At 68.9% G+C, this 13,563-nt stretch carries 15 protein-coding genes and 5 tRNA genes; 4 read left to right on the top strand and 16 right to left on the bottom strand.

The window, feature by feature from the left end:
• Positions 1-19 precede the first annotated feature (19 nt).
• Entirely contained in the window at positions 20-517 is a 498-nt protein-coding gene (locus V2W30_RS28435) for a DUF3515 domain-containing protein (RefSeq protein ID WP_338700939.1), read from the top strand.
• Between the two features lie 36 nt (positions 518-553).
• Here the strand turns inward: V2W30_RS28435 and V2W30_RS28430 are convergent, their stop codons facing one another.
• The 3 genes from V2W30_RS28430 to V2W30_RS28420 all read right to left on the bottom strand — a co-directional run bounded on the left by V2W30_RS28430 (position 554) and on the right by V2W30_RS28420 (position 3,582).
• A complete protein-coding gene (locus V2W30_RS28430) occupies positions 554-1,732 on the bottom strand; it encodes a D-alanine--D-alanine ligase family protein (RefSeq protein ID WP_338700937.1) in 1,179 nt (392 codons plus the stop codon).
• Between the two features lie 69 nt (positions 1,733-1,801).
• Entirely contained in the window at positions 1,802-2,812 is a 1,011-nt protein-coding gene (locus V2W30_RS28425) for an NAD(P)H-dependent glycerol-3-phosphate dehydrogenase (RefSeq protein ID WP_338700936.1), read from the bottom strand.
• A complete protein-coding gene (locus tag V2W30_RS28420) occupies positions 2,809-3,582 on the bottom strand; it encodes a lysophospholipid acyltransferase family protein (protein WP_338700935.1) in 774 nt (257 codons plus the stop codon). The genes V2W30_RS28425 and V2W30_RS28420 overlap by 4 nt, the downstream gene beginning before the upstream one ends.
• Positions 3,583-3,750: 168 nt before the next feature.
• Here V2W30_RS28420 and cofC point away from each other — a divergent pair, with 168 nt between their 5' ends.
• Together cofC and V2W30_RS28410 are read left to right on the top strand one after the other, a co-directional pair.
• Complete coding sequence (gene cofC / locus V2W30_RS28415) at positions 3,751-4,386, top strand: 2-phospho-L-lactate guanylyltransferase (RefSeq protein WP_338700933.1); 636 nt, start codon at positions 3,751-3,753, stop codon at positions 4,384-4,386.
• Positions 4,387-4,399: 13 nt separating this feature from the next.
• Complete coding sequence (locus tag V2W30_RS28410) at positions 4,400-4,603, top strand: hypothetical protein (RefSeq protein WP_338700931.1); 204 nt, start codon at positions 4,400-4,402, stop codon at positions 4,601-4,603.
• A gap of 138 nt (positions 4,604-4,741) precedes the next feature.
• Here the strand turns inward: V2W30_RS28410 and V2W30_RS28405 are convergent, their stop codons facing one another.
• From V2W30_RS28405 to leuC, 4 genes are all read right to left on the bottom strand, one after another.
• Positions 4,742-5,422 (bottom strand): HU family DNA-binding protein, encoded by a 681-nt coding sequence (locus V2W30_RS28405; protein ID WP_338700929.1) that lies wholly within the window; start codon positions 5,420-5,422, stop codon positions 4,742-4,744.
• A gap of 132 nt (positions 5,423-5,554) precedes the next feature.
• Entirely contained in the window at positions 5,555-5,794 is a 240-nt protein-coding gene (locus V2W30_RS28400) for a hypothetical protein (protein WP_338700928.1), read from the bottom strand.
• 309 nt (positions 5,795-6,103) lie between these two features.
• Positions 6,104-6,697, bottom strand: a complete 594-nt coding sequence (gene leuD / locus V2W30_RS28395; protein ID WP_338700927.1) for a 3-isopropylmalate dehydratase small subunit — start codon at positions 6,695-6,697, stop codon at positions 6,104-6,106.
• A 6-nt stretch (positions 6,698-6,703) separates the two neighbouring features.
• On the bottom strand, positions 6,704-8,134 hold the full coding sequence (gene leuC / locus V2W30_RS28390; RefSeq protein ID WP_338700925.1) for a 3-isopropylmalate dehydratase large subunit: 1,431 nt from the start codon (positions 8,132-8,134) through the stop codon (positions 6,704-6,706).
• A gap of 191 nt (positions 8,135-8,325) precedes the next feature.
• Between leuC and ndgR the strand changes: the two genes are divergently transcribed.
• Positions 8,326-9,042 carry an IclR family transcriptional regulator NdgR gene (gene ndgR / locus V2W30_RS28385; RefSeq protein WP_338700923.1) on the top strand — a complete coding sequence of 239 codons (717 nt, stop codon included), beginning with the start codon at positions 8,326-8,328 and terminating at the stop codon, positions 9,040-9,042.
• Between the two features lie 145 nt (positions 9,043-9,187).
• Here the strand turns inward: ndgR and V2W30_RS28380 are convergent.
• The 9 genes from V2W30_RS28380 to V2W30_RS28340 all read right to left on the bottom strand — a co-directional run bounded on the left by V2W30_RS28380 (position 9,188) and on the right by V2W30_RS28340 (position 13,124).
• Positions 9,188-9,260, bottom strand: a tRNA-Glu gene (locus V2W30_RS28380).
• 22 nt (positions 9,261-9,282) lie between these two features.
• Positions 9,283-9,354: transfer RNA gene (locus V2W30_RS28375), tRNA-Gln, on the bottom strand.
• Between the two features lie 37 nt (positions 9,355-9,391).
• Positions 9,392-9,464, bottom strand: a tRNA-Glu gene (locus V2W30_RS28370).
• Between the two features lie 63 nt (positions 9,465-9,527).
• Positions 9,528-9,600 (bottom strand) — tRNA-Glu (locus tag V2W30_RS28365).
• 41 nt (positions 9,601-9,641) lie between these two features.
• Positions 9,642-9,713: transfer RNA gene (locus V2W30_RS28360), tRNA-Gln, on the bottom strand.
• Positions 9,714-9,802: 89 nt separating this feature from the next.
• Positions 9,803-10,522, bottom strand: coding sequence for an HAD family hydrolase (locus V2W30_RS28355; RefSeq protein WP_338700922.1), 720 nt, complete (start codon positions 10,520-10,522; stop codon positions 9,803-9,805).
• 64 nt (positions 10,523-10,586) lie between these two features.
• Complete coding sequence (gene gltX, locus V2W30_RS28350) at positions 10,587-12,071, bottom strand: glutamate--tRNA ligase (RefSeq protein WP_338700921.1); 1,485 nt, start codon at positions 12,069-12,071, stop codon at positions 10,587-10,589.
• The gene (locus tag V2W30_RS28345) at positions 12,055-12,840 is read right to left on the bottom strand and encodes a fumarylacetoacetate hydrolase family protein (protein WP_338700919.1); all 786 of its coding nucleotides are present in this window, start codon (positions 12,838-12,840) and stop codon (positions 12,055-12,057) included. The genes gltX and V2W30_RS28345 overlap by 17 nt, the downstream gene beginning before the upstream one ends.
• Positions 12,841-12,932: 92 nt before the next feature.
• The gene (locus tag V2W30_RS28340; protein ID WP_338700917.1) at positions 12,933-13,124 is read right to left on the bottom strand and encodes a hypothetical protein; all 192 of its coding nucleotides are present in this window, start codon (positions 13,122-13,124) and stop codon (positions 12,933-12,935) included.
• Positions 13,125-13,563: the final 439 nt, after the last annotated feature.

The following is a 13,563-nucleotide window of genomic DNA, read 5'->3' as shown; positions in this document are numbered from 1 at the left end:
CCCCGTCTACCCTGTGCCGGTGAACTCTTTCCGTCACCGGCTCCGTCTTCACTTCGGACTGCCTGCCCTGACCCTGCTGATCGCCGCCGCCTCGGGCTGCGCTTCAACGGACGATGCGCCGGCGGCGACGGTTCCCACCCCGGACGCGAAGGTCACCAAGCTGTGCCGGAATCTGCACGAACTGCTGCCGCAGAAGGTCGACGGACTCGAGCGCAACGATCCCGAACCGCGCTCCGAACTGACCGCGGCGTGGGGAAGCCCGGCGATCATACTGCGCTGCGGTGTGGCGTGGCCTGACGCGGTCTTGAAGAAGGGCACCATGCCCGCGACCGTGAACGAGGTCGAGTGGGTCGTGGAGAAGCTCGACAGCGGCGCGCAGCGCATGACCACCGGCGGGCGTCTCGCGTACGTCGAGGTGACGATCCCCGAGGACCAGGTGGCGCAAGGCGGCGCCGGGCCGCTCGTGGACCTGGCCAAGCCCATCAAGAAGGCGATCCCCGAAGGGATCGCCGACTAGAGGTTCCCGGGGTTCAGCCGGGACGCGCCGTGGCGGCTACCGCAGCCCCGTGGGCCTGCGCAGCGCCGCCTCCAGGAGCCGGTCGACCAGCTCCGGGTAGCTCACACCGCTCTCCTGCCACATGCGCGGATACATGGAGATCGGCGTGAAGCCGGGCAGCGTGTTGATCTCGTTGATCACGAACTCGCCGTCCTCGGTGAGGAAGAAGTCCGCCCGCACGATGCCTTCGCAGGCCACGGCCTCGAACGCCTCGACGGCGAGGCGCTGCACCTCGGCGGTCTCCTCGTCGCTCAGCGGCGCGGGCACGATGCCGGCGGCGGAGTCGATGTACTTGGCCTCGAAGTCGTAGAAGTCATGGGCCTGTACGGGCGGGATCTCGGCCGGGACCGAGGCGCGCGGCCCGTCCTCGAACTCCAGGACACCGCACTCGATCTCGCGACCGACGACGCCCGCCTCGACGATGACCTTCGGGTCGTGGGCGCGGGCGGTCTCGATCGCCTCGTCGAGCCCGTCGAACGAGTCGATCTTCGTGATGCCGAACGACGATCCCGCGCGTGCGGGCTTGATGAACAGCGGCCAGCCGTGCTCGCCCACGAAGTCGGCGATGCGGCGGCGCGCGCCGTCCTGCTCGCGCTCCCACTCGCGCGGCCGGATCACCAGATACGGCCCGACCTTCAGCCCGAAGGAGGTGAAGATCCGCTTCATGTACTCCTTGTCCTGGCCGACGGCCGAGGAGAGCACACCGCAGCCGACGTACGGCGTCCCGGACAGGTCGAGGAGACCCTGGATCGTGCCGTCCTCGCCGTACGGGCCGTGCAGCACGGGGAAGACGACGTCGACGTCGCCGAGGACCTTGGGCACGGAGCCGGGTTCGGTGTAGACGACCTCGCGCGACGACGGGTCGACCGGGAGCACCACGCCGCCCTCGGGCGACTCGGCGAGATCGGCGACGTCGGGCACCTGGCGGTCGGTGATGGACATCCGCTCGGGATCGTCCGCCGTCAGCGCCCAGCGCCCCTCGCGCGTGATGCCGATGGGCAGCACGTCGTACTTGGTGCGGTCGATGGCGCGCAGCACGGCGCCCGCGGTGACCACGGAGACTCCGTGTTCGGAGCTGCGACCGCCGAAGACGACGGCCACACGCGGCTTCTGCCCGCTCGACGAAGCGCCCGAGGTGGCGGGCACAGGGCTCTGGGGGAGGTTCTCGCTGCTCATATCGCGTTGAGCGTACCTGCTGGTAGTACGAGAGTCAGCGCCCGCAGAGACCCGTTGTGCCGCCGTCGCTCAGCGTCGCTCGGGCTTGGCGGAGCGCGACATGAGCTCCTTCACGGCGACCACCGGCGGCTTGCCCTCGTGGACGATGCCGACGACGGTCTCGGTGATCGGCATGTCGACATCGTGGCGCCGCGCGAGGTCGAGCACGGACTCGCAGGACTTGACGCCCTCGGCGGTCTGCTTGGTGACCGCGATGGTCTCCTCGAGCGTCATGCCCTTGCCGAGGTTGGTGCCGAAGGTGTGGTTGCGCGACAGCGGCGAGGAGCACGTCGCCACCAGGTCGCCGAGCCCGGCGAGCCCGGAGAAGGTCAGCGGGTCCGCGCCCATGGCCATGCCGAGGCGGGTCGTCTCCGCGAGCCCGCGCGTGATCAGCGAGCCCTTCGTGTTGTCGCCGAGGCCCATTCCGTCGGCGATGCCGACCGCGAGCCCGATGACGTTCTTGACGGCGCCGCCCAGCTCGCAGCCGACCACGTCCGTGTTCGTGTACGGCCTGAAGTACGGGGTGTGGCAGGCGACTTGGAGGCGCTGGGCCACGGCCTCGTCGCGACAGGCGACCACCGCGGCGGCCGGCTGGCGGGCGGCGATCTCGCGCGCCAGGTTGGGTCCGGTGACGATCGCGATGCGGTCCTCGCCGACCTTCGTGACGTCCTCGATGACCTCGCTCATCCGCATCGCCGAGCCGAGCTCGACGCCCTTCATCAGCGAGACGAGCACGGTGTCGGGGGCGAGCAGCGGCGTCCACGCGGCCAGGTTGCCGCGCAGTGTCTGCGAGGGCACCGCGAGCACGGTGAAGTCGGCGTCGGCCGCGGCCTCGGCCGGGTCGGCCGTCGCGCGCACGCCCTCGGGGAGTTCGACACCGGGCAGGTAATCGGGGTTCGTCCGCGTGGAGTTGACGGTCTCGGCGAGCTCGGCGCGGCGCGCCCACAGGGTCACGTCGCAGCCCGCGTCGGCGAGCACCATGGCGAACGCCGTGCCCCACGAACCGGTTCCGAAGACGGCTGCCTTCACAGGGCGCGTCACTTGCTCTCCTCCGTCATCTCGCCCGAACTCCCGCTCTGCGCCTGCGACTTGCGGCGCTGCGCGAGGCGCGCCTCGCGCGGGTCGTACCGCTTCTGCGGGGCCTTCTCGCCGCGCAGCTCCGCGACGAGCGCGGTGATCTCGGTCATGATGACCTCGGTCACCTCCTTGAGGAGTTCCGGCGTCGTCTCCTTGCCGTAGTAGGCCGACAGATCGACGGGTTCACCGGCGAGCACATGGTGCGTCTTGCGCGGGAAAAAGCGCGGCTTCTTCGCATAGGGCGGCAGCACTTCGGTGGCGCCCCACTGGCCCACGGGAATGACCGGGCACTTCGTCTGCAACGCGACGCGCGCGACACCGGTCTTACCGGTCATGGGCCACAGTTCCGGATCCCGGGTGAGCGTTCCTTCGGGATAGAAGGCCACGCACTCACCGCGCTCCACGGCGTCGATCGCGGCGCGGAAGGCGCTCAGCGCGTTCGTGGACTCGCGATAGACCGGAATCTGGCCGGTGCCCCGCATCGCGGCCCCCACGAAGCCCTTCCTGAAGAGGCCGTGCTTCGCCAGGAAACGCGGGACTCGTCCGCTGTTGTACTGAAAGTGCGCGTAGAGGAAGGGGTCCAGATGGGAATTGTGGTTGACCGCGGTGATAAATCCGCCGTCGGCCGGAATGTGCTCCATTCCGCGCCAGTCCCGCTTGAACAGAACCACCAGCGGCGGTTTGCAGAGGACCGCTGCGAAGCGGTACCAGAAGCCGATTCTGCGGCGGGACACTCGGACACCTTCCTCTAGGACCCAGGGGGCCGCACAAGTGTCGCCCCGGGCCTCCGGTCTGTCGAGAACACCGTACGCCCACCCGTCTCCGGCCACCGCCCCTGCATTGAGCTGCGCACACCTTCCCTTTACGACCGGCCCACCGCGCGCACCGGTCACAATGGGCGGGTGCAGTGGACCTTGGTGATACCGCTGAAACCGCTGGTGCGGGCCAAGAGCAGGCTGGCGCCCACGGCCGGGGACGCCCTGCGCCCCGGTCTGGCCCTGGCGTTCGCGCAGGACACCGTCGCCGCCGCGGGGGCCTGTACAGCGGTGCGGGATGTGGTGGTAGTCACGGACGACGTCCGGGCGGAGCGCGAACTGGCGGCCCTGGGCGCCCGCGTCGTCCCCGACAGCCCGCAGGCGGGTTTGAACGCCGCGCTCGCCCACGGAGCGGCCTGCGCGCGGGCCCTGCGCCCGGCCGCGCCCCTCGCGGCGCTGAACGCCGATCTGCCGGCGCTGCGCCCCCTGGAATTGGCCCGCGTTCTCGCCACGGCCACCGTATTTCCCCGGGCATTTCTGCCCGATGCCGCCGGAATCGGCACAACACTCTTGTCCGCGGCCCCCGGCGCGGAATTGCTGCCCGCATTCGGTACGGCCTCCCGCGCGCGCCATACGGCGTCCGGCGCCGTGGAACTCCCCCTCGACGGCGTGGGCTCGGTACGCCAGGACGTCGACACCGGCGACGACCTGCGCACCGCGCTCGCCCTGGGCGTGGGCCCGTACACGGCGCGGGCCGCCGCGGGGCTGCTGATCCCGGACTGAGTACGCTGCCCGTATGCAGGCCACCACGTACACGTACGACTCAGAAACCCGCTCCGGCAGCGTCCTTCTGGACGACGGCACCCCGGTGCCCTTCGGCACCGCGGCCTTCGACGCAGGCGGCCTGCGGCTGCTGCGCCCCGGTCAGCGGGTGCGCATCGAGGTCGAGGGCGAGGGCGAGGCCCGGCAGATCACGCTCGTGACGCTCCAGACCTTCTGAGGAGCCGGCCGCTCCCCACCGGACCGATCACCCCCGTACACGCCGCGGGCCGGGCTCCCCGAGGGGAGCCCGGCCCGGCGCGTGAGCAGCCTTGTGGCGTACGCCCATGAAGGCAGGTGCCCAAGAAGGGCTCGTGCCTTACTTCTTGCGAGCGGTCGTCTTCTTGGCGGTGGTCTTGCGCGCCGTCGACTTCTTGGCGGGCGCCTTCTTGGCCGTGGCCTTCTTGGCGGGCGCCGTCTTCTTCGCGGTGACCTTCTTGGCGGGGGTCGCCTTCTTGGCCGGGGTCGCCTTCTTCGCGGCGGCCTTCTTGGCGGTGGCGGCCTTCTTGGCGGTGGTCGCCTTCTTGGCCGGAGTCGCCTTCTTCGCCGTGGCGGTAACCTTCTTCGCCGTGGCGGTGGTCTTCTTCGCCGGCGTCGCCTTCTTGGCGGCGGCCTTCTTCGCCGTGGTCTTCTTCGCAGCGGCCTTCTTGACCGTCGCCGAAGCACCGCCGGTCAGGCTGCCCTTGGGCGCCTTCTTGACCGCGACGTCGTTCTTCGGGAGCTTCTTCGAACCCGCGACGAGGTCCTTGAAGCCCTGGCCCGCGCGGAAACGCGGCACCGAGGTCTTCTTGACCCGAACGCGCTCACCCGTCTGCGGGTTGCGGGCGTAACGAGCCGGACGGTCGACCTTCTCGAACGAACCGAAGCCGGTGACCGAAACGCGGTCGCCGTTCACCACGGAACGGACGATGGCGTCCAGTACGGCGTCGACGGCGTCTGCGGCCTGCTGACGGCCGCCGACCTTGTCGGCAATCGCTTCTACGAGCTGCGCCTTGTTCACGTCTTCCCCTTCGGAGACATTGCCGGGGCGAATCTCTTTCGACCCGGCTTTTTCGCACGTTAGGCAGATATATACCGCAAATCAAACGCGAAACGGGCTAATCACCCTTGTGCCGCAACGAACTAGGCGGTCTCAGAGTTCTTCTTCAGTGAGCGAGCCCTCTTCGAAGTCATCGAGGTCCGCCATGAATCGCTCCAGACGCCTTGCCGCACCGGCGAGATCGTGTTTGGCCGCGGCCGTAATGGCCAGCAGCTTCCGGGTCAGCGCCATCCGTACGCCCTCCGGGACTTGCAGTGTGCGCACTCGGGCGTGCGCTTCCTTGAGTTGGTTCGCGACCGCCGTGTACATCTGGAGTTGGCCGTCGTGTTCCATGCACAGATTGTGCCATCTGGGGCGAGTTGTCGCCTCCGCAGGGGGTAACTCCCGCCCCACAAGGGCCTCCTGGGCCCCTGCACGACATGCCCGCTCAGAGCGGCGCCGAGGCACGTGTACCCCAGGAACACCCTTGGCATTCAAGGGAGTTGGCGACACGCGGAGACCACCCGTTCAGGTCAGCGCGGAGGCTCCGGGGCCGCACACAGAAGTACCCCCAACCGGTGCACGATTGGGGGTACGAGGCCTGTGGATGTGGCCTGAATAAGCCTTGCCCGGCGGCGGATCAGAACCGATCCGCCACCAGGGTCAGACCTGGATGGTCTGCGGCTTGAAGGAGGGACGCTTCGCCTCGTAAGCGGCGATGTCCGACTCGTTCTGCAGCGTGATGCTGATGTCGTCGAGCCCGTTCAGCAGCCGCCAGCGGGAGTTCTCGTCGAGTTCGAAGGACGCCGTGACGCCCTCGGCCCGAACTTCCCGCGCCTCCAGGTCGACCGTGATCTCGGCCTGCGGGTCGTTCTCCACCAGCGCCTGGAGCGCGTCCACGACCTTCTGGTCCAGAACGACGGTCAGCAGGCCGTTCTTGAGGGAGTTGCCGCGGAAGATGTCCGCGAAGCGGGAGGAGATGACGGTCTTGAACCCGTAGTTCTGGAGCGCCCAGACGGCGTGCTCACGGGACGAACCGGTGCCGAAGTCGGGCCCGGCGACCAGCACCGTGGCGCCCGCGCGCTCGGGCTTGTTGAGGATGAACTCCGGGTCCTTGCGCCAGGCCTCGAAGAGCCCGTCCTCGAACCCGTCCCGCGTCACCTTCTTGAGCCAGTGAGCAGGGATGATCTGGTCGGTGTCGACGTTGCTGCGGCGCAGCGGGACGGCCCGGCCGGTGTGCGTGGTGAATGCTTCCATGACTGATCAGACTCCAGCGGGCGTACGGGCGTCGGACTCGGCGAGGTCCGCCGGGGAGGCCAGATGGCCCAGCACGGCGGTGGCGGCGGCGACCTGGGGCGACACGAGGTGGGTACGGCCCCCCTTGCCCTGGCGACCCTCGAAGTTGCGGTTCGACGTGGACGCGGAGCGCTCGCCCGGGGCCAGTTGGTCGGGGTTCATACCGAGGCACATGGAGCAGCCCGCGTGCCGCCATTCGGCGCCGGCGTCCTTGAAGACCTGGTCCAGGCCCTCGGAGACGGCCTGGAGGCCCACCCGCGCGGAGCCGGGGACGACCAGCATGCGTACGCCGTCGGCGACTTTGCGGCCCTTGACGATGTCGGCCACGGCGCGCAGGTCCTCGATACGGCCGTTGGTGCACGAACCTACGAAGACGGTGTCGACCTTGACGTCGCGCAGCGCCTGACCGGCCTCCAACCCCATGTATTCCAGGGCCTTTTCGGCGGCGAGCCGCTCCGAAGCGTCTTCGTACGAAGCCGGGTCGGGGACGTTCGCCGAAAGCGGCGCACCCTGGCCGGGGTTGGTGCCCCAGGTGACGAAGGGGGAGAGCTCCTCGGCCTTGATGAAGACCTCGGCGTCGAAAACCGCGTCGTCGTCCGTCTTCAGCGTCCGCCAGTACTCCACCGCGGCGTCCCAGTCGGCGCCTTCGGGGGCGTGGGCGCGGCCCTTGAGGTACGCGAACGTGGTCTCGTCCGGGGCGATCATGCCCGCGCGGGCGCCGGCCTCGATCGACATGTTGCAGATGGTCATGCGGGCTTCCATCGACAGCTTCTCGATGGCCGAGCCGCGGTACTCCAGGATGTAGCCCTGGCCGCCGCCGGTGCCGATCTTCGCGATGATGGCGAGGATCAGGTCCTTGGCGGTGACGCCCTCGGGCAGTTCGCCGTCGACCGTGATGGCCATGGTCTTCGGGCGGGCCAGCGGCAGCGTCTGCGTGGCGAGCACGTGCTCGACCTGCGAGGTACCGATGCCGAACGCCAGGGCGCCGAAGGCACCGTGCGTGGACGTGTGGGAGTCACCGCACACGACGGTGGTGCCCGGCTGGGTCAGGCCCAGCTGCGGCCCCACCACGTGTACGACGCCCTGCTCGACATCGCCCAGCGAGTGCAGGCGCACGCCGAACTCCGCGGCGTTCTTGCGCAGCGTCTCCAGCTGCACGCGCGAGACCGGGTCGGCGATCGGCTTGTCGATGTCGAGGGTCGGGGTGTTGTGATCCTCGGTGGCGATGGTGAGGTCGAGGCGCCGCACCTGGCGGCCGGCCTGACGAAGGCCGTCGAAGGCCTGCGGGCTGGTCACCTCGTGCAGCAGGTGCAGATCGATGAAGAGGAGGTCGGGCTCGCCCTCGGCGCGCCGGACGACGTGGTCGTCCCAGACCTTCTCCGCGAGTGTGCTACCCATCGCTTTCCCTCCGGCCGGCTTGTGTGTGCCGGCCCAACTAGAGATTTCGGGATCGCCGACATCCGTACCCCTCGTACCGGACGTCGACGGCCGGGCCCGTTGTGGTCCACGGGCCGGTGTGACGTCCAGAGTGGCAAGTTCCACGGAAAATTGAACTTGCGTTTCACAGAGTGAGACGGGAGTATCGACGCATGGACAACAGTAGCGGCGTCGGCGTTCTGGACAAGGCAGCCCTTGTCCTGAGCGCCCTGGAGTCCGGACCCGCGACCCTTGCCGGCCTTGTCGCGGCCACCGGATTGGCAAGACCCACGGCCCACCGCCTCGCGGTGGCCCTGGAGCACCACCGCATGGTGGCGCGTGACATGCAGGGCCGTTTCATTCTCGGTCCGCGCCTCTCCGAGCTCTCGGCGGCGGCGGGCGAGGACCGGCTGCTCGCGACCGCGGGCCCGGTGCTCACGCACCTGCGGGACGTCACGGGCGAGAGCGCCCAGCTCTATCGCCGCCAGGGCGACATGCGGATCTGCGTCGCCGCGGCGGAGCGGCTGTCCGGACTGCGGGACACGGTTCCGGTGGGTTCGACCCTCACGATGAAGGCGGGTTCCTCCGCGCAGATCCTGATGGCCTGGGAGGAGCCGGAGCGCCTGCACCGCGGCCTCCAGGGCGCCCGCTTCACGGCGACGGCCCTGTCGGGCGTACGACGCCGCGGCTGGGCCCAGTCGATCGGTGAGCGGGAGCCGGGCGTCGCGTCCGTCTCCGCGCCCGTACGCGGCCCGTCGAACCGCGTGGTGGCCGCCGTCTCGGTCTCCGGTCCCATCGAGCGCCTGACGCGCCACCCGGGCCGTATGCACGCCCAGGCCGTCATCGACGCCGCGGGCCGCCTCTCCGAGGCCCTGCGCCGCACCGGCTGATCCACAACGTCCTTCACACTTCCGCCCGTTCACGGCCGGTCGCTCCAACGCCGCAGCGACCGGCCGTAGTTGTGTCCTGAGCGGTTCGACCGCCACATACGACGAGGCCCTTCCCGCGTACGGGAAGGGCCTCGGATCGTTCGCGTACCCCCGACCGGATTCGAACCGGCGCTACCGCCTTGAGAGGGCGGCGTGCTAGGCCGCTACACAACGGGGGCGCTGACCACTTGCGTGATCGAGCTGGTCTACCAGGACTCGAACCTAGAATGACGGTACCAGAAACCGTAGTGTTGCCAATTACACCATAGACCACTGAAGTTCAAGGCCTCGCGACCTGCGAACTCAGTCGTACCCCCGACCGGATTCGAACCGGCGCTACCGCCTTGAGAGGGCGGCGTGCTAGGCCGCTACACAACGGGGGCCCTAGCGATCCTGCATCAAGGTCGGCGGGAGCTACCCGTAACCGTCCTCGCGGGAAGGATCTGTACCCCCGACCGGATTCGAACCGGCGCTACTGCCTTGAGAGGGCAGCGTGCTAGGCCGCTACACAACGGGGGCTTTGTGGATCTGGAATCCACGGTGCAGATGAGCTCTGCGAGCTGGCCTACCAGGACTCGAACCTAGACTAACGGAACCAGAAACCGTCGTGCTGCCAATTACACCATAGGCCACCGAAACGCAATCCCCGGGGGGACTTTGTTTGGGCTTGCGCTTCCGGGTCTCGGCCTTTCGGCTCGCTTCCCTCGGCGCAGGAAGAACATTACCTGAAGGTCTCCGGCGCTCCAAAACGGGTATCGCGCCCCAGCAGCGGGGCCAGCTGGTCGAGGCCCGTGATGCGGACGAGCTCGGGCCTGCCGCCGATCCCCGCGCGGTCCAGCCAGATGCCCCTGAGCCCGGCCTCCACCGCTCCCCTGGCGTCGATGTCCGGCTGATCACCGACGTACGCGACCTCGTGGGGCTCCAGGGCGAGCTCCTGGCAGACGGCGTGGAAGGCGGCCGCGTCGGGCTTGGCCACGCCGAGCTCCGCGGCGCAGACGACGGCCTCGAAGCGGTCGCGTACGCCGAGGACGCGCAGCTTGCGGTCCTGGTTGTGGAGCGAGGAGTTGGAGAGCACCGCGTGCCGGTATCCGGCGGCGAGCGTGTCCAGGGCCGGCACGGTGTCCGGGAACAGGCTCCAGGCGGCCTCGTAGTGGCCGAGGTAGCGGGTGAACCAGGCGTCGGCCGCGGTGTCCGTCAGCGCCTGCCCCACGAAGGCCCGTACGCGGTCCCTGCGCTGCCCCTCCCAGTCCGTCGCGCCGGACTCGAAGCGCGCCCAGTGCTCCCGCGTCGTCGCCCGCCACAGCGCGAGGGCCTCCTCGACGGTGCCGAAGCGGTCGAGAAGGCCCTCGGTGGTGAGGTGCGCGCGCATCCCGACGGTGTCGGCGGTGGCGTAATCGAAGAGGGTGTCGTCCACATCCCAGACCACGGCTTTGATCGGCATGGGGCGACGGTAACGAACGGAGGCCGGAACCCGTGCGGGTTCCGGCCTCCGGGGTGCGCGGTGGTTACGCGGCGAGCTTCGCCAGGGCCGCGTCGACACGGGCCAGCGTCGTCTCCTTGCCCAGGATCTCCAGGGACTCGAAGAGGGGCAGGCCGATGGTGCGGCCGGTGACGGCCACGCGGACCGGGGCCTGGGCCTTGCCGAGCTTCAGGCCGTGGGCCTCGCCGGCGGCCAGGACGGCCTCCTTGAGGGACTCGGCGGAGCTCCAGTCGGCCGCTTCGAGCTTCTCGCGGGCCGTGGTGAGCAGGGCGTCGGAGCCCTCCTTCATGGCCTTCGTCCAGCTCGGCTCGTCGAAGACGGGCTCGGGCAGGAAGAGGAAGTCCACGTTGTCCGTGATCTCGGAGAGGACCTTGAGGCGGGTCTGGGCGTGCGGCGCGATGGCCGCCCACTTGGCCTCGTCGAAGTCCTCGGGGGCCCACGGCGCGAACGGAGCCTTGAGCCACGGGGCGCAGCGCTCGGCGAAGTCCTTCGGGTCGAGCAGGCGGATGTGGTCGCCGTTGATCGACTCGCACTTCTTGAGGTCGAAGCGGGCCGGGTTCGGCTGGACGTCCTTGACGTCGAAGGCCGCCACCATCTCCTCGATCGAGAAGATGTCGCGGTCCGCCGAGAGGGACCAGCCGAGGAGCGAGAGGTAGTTCAGGAGGCCCTCGGGGAGGAAGCCACGCTCGCGGTAGAGGTTCAGCGACGACTGGGGGTCGCGCTTGCTGAGCTTCTTGTTGCCCTCGCCCATGACGTACGGGAGGTGGCCGAAGAGCGGCGTCTCCTTCGCGATGCCCAGGTCCTTGAGGGCCGCGTAGAGGGCGATCTGGCGGGGGGTGGAGGAGAGCAGGTCCTCGCCGCGCAGGACGTGGGTGATCTCCATCAGCGCGTCGTCGACGGGGTTGACGAGCGTGTACAGCGGGGCGCCGTTCGCACGGACGATGCCGTAGTCCGGGACGTTCTCCGGCTCGTACGTGATGTCGCCGCGGACCAGGTCCGTGAACGTGATCGTCTCGTCGGGCATCCGGAAGCGGACGATGGGCTTGCGGCCCTCCGCCTCGTACGCCTGCTTCTGCTCGTCGGTCAGCTCGCGGCAGTGGCCGTCGTAGCCGGAGGGCTTGCCGGCGGCGCGGGCCGCGTCGCGGCGGGCGTCCAGCTCCTCCGTGGAGCAGTAGCAGTGGTAGGCGCGGCCGGCGGCCAGGAGCTTCTCCGCGACATCCCTGTAGATGTCCATGCGCTCGGACTGGCGGTACGGGGCGTGCGGGCCGCCCACCTCCGGGCCCTCGTCCCAGTCGAAGCCGAGCCAGCGCATCGAGTCGAGGAGCTGGTTGTACGACTCCTCGCTGTCGCGGGCCGCGTCGGTGTCCTCGATGCGGAAGACCAGGGTGCCCTCGTTGTGGCGCGCGAAGGCCCAGTTGAACAGGGCCGTGCGGACCAGGCCCACGTGGGGGTTACCGGTGGGCGAGGGGCAGAAACGGACGCGTACGGGTGCGCTAGCCACGCTTGACAACCTTGTTGGTGAGAGTGCCGATGCCTTCGATGGTGACGGCGACCTCGTCGCCGACACTGAGCGGGCCGACCCCTTCGGGGGTGCCCGTGAGGATGACGTCGCCCGGGAGCAGCGTCATGGCCTCGGAGATGTTCGCGATCAGGTCCGCGATGGGCGTGATCATGTCCGACGTACGGCCGAGCTGACGCTGTGCGCCGTTGACCGTGCACTGGATCGTGAGGTCGGAGGCCGCGGCGACGTCGAGGTCCGTCTCCACCCAGGGGCCGAGCGGGCAGGACGTGTCGAAGCCCTTCGCGCGGGCCCACTGCTTCTCTCGCTTCTGGACGTCGCGGGCGGTCACGTCGTTCGCCGCGGTGTAGCCGAGGATCACGTCGTTGACGCGGTCGCGCGGGACCTCGCGGCACATGCGGCCGATGACCACGGCCAGCTCGGCCTCGTGGTGGAGGTCCTCGGAGAAGGTGGGGTACTGGATCTCGTCACCCGGGCCGATCACGGACGTCGACGGCTTGAAGAAGGCGAAGGGGGCGTCCGGGACCTCGTTGCCCAGTTCCCTGGCGTGCTCCGCGTAGTTGCGGCCGAAGGCGATGACCTTGTTCGGGAGCACCGGGGGCAGCAGCCTGACCTTGCTGAGCGGGACCTTGGTTCCACTCAGTTCGAAGTCGGCGAACGGGATGCCCTTGATGATGTCGAGGACGAGCTCGTCAGGCTTGTCGCCCTCGACCGCGCCGAAGGCGACATTCCCGTCGATGGAGAATCTGGCGATGCGCACGGCTTGGCTGCGCCCCTTTTTTTGTTGCGTTGGGCCCGGGTGGGTGTGACCTCCCCAGGCTAACGCGGCGGGGTGCCCCGGCGCCTTCGGGATCAGGCCGCCGGGACGACCGTCTCGGGGGCGACCATCAGGATGGTGCGCTTCGGGTTCGCCGTGTTCGTGGGGAGCGTGGCCGAGTGCTCGGGGAGGGCCGGCGCGGCCTGGATCTCGTCGGCGTCCGTGAGGTGCGCCAGCGTGGTGCGCCGCGGGTTGGCGAGGTTGAGGGAGATCATCGTCGTCTTCATGACTGTGCTCTGGAACCTTCTCCGTTGTCTGATGGGCCATCCCTGTAAAGCGTCAGGCTAAACATGTGATTCCCGCCGAAAGCCGGGAAGACGCGATCCGCTCCATGTGAGTTTGCTCACGAGTCGGGTCCCAAATCGGGCACTTCGGGCCGCCAACTCCCGTAAGGGAAACGGACATTGCGTACCTGAAGCCACCATTCCGCTCCCGATCATGGCGACTGGGACACCCCCCGGCCGTACCTGAAAGGTTCATGAATGCCCGGTTTCATCTAGATCACTTTCTACGTCTCGTGACCCTTTCCTCACGCCCTGTCACGCCGGGCACACCGCATCTCTCCGCCCTTGTTGGAGATCCGGCTCTGTGCTGGAATTCGCGGGACCGCCGCAGGTTCGAACCGGCGGGGAGGGGGAAGCCAGCGCCGGTCACTTCACGACCACA

This window comes from Streptomyces sp. Q6, from assembly GCF_036967205.1.
GTDB classification, from domain to species: Bacteria; Actinomycetota; Actinomycetes; order Streptomycetales; family Streptomycetaceae; genus Streptomyces; species Streptomyces citrinus.
Note: the sequence above shows the minus strand (reverse complement) of the source record. Positions and strands in the feature narration are given on the sequence as shown.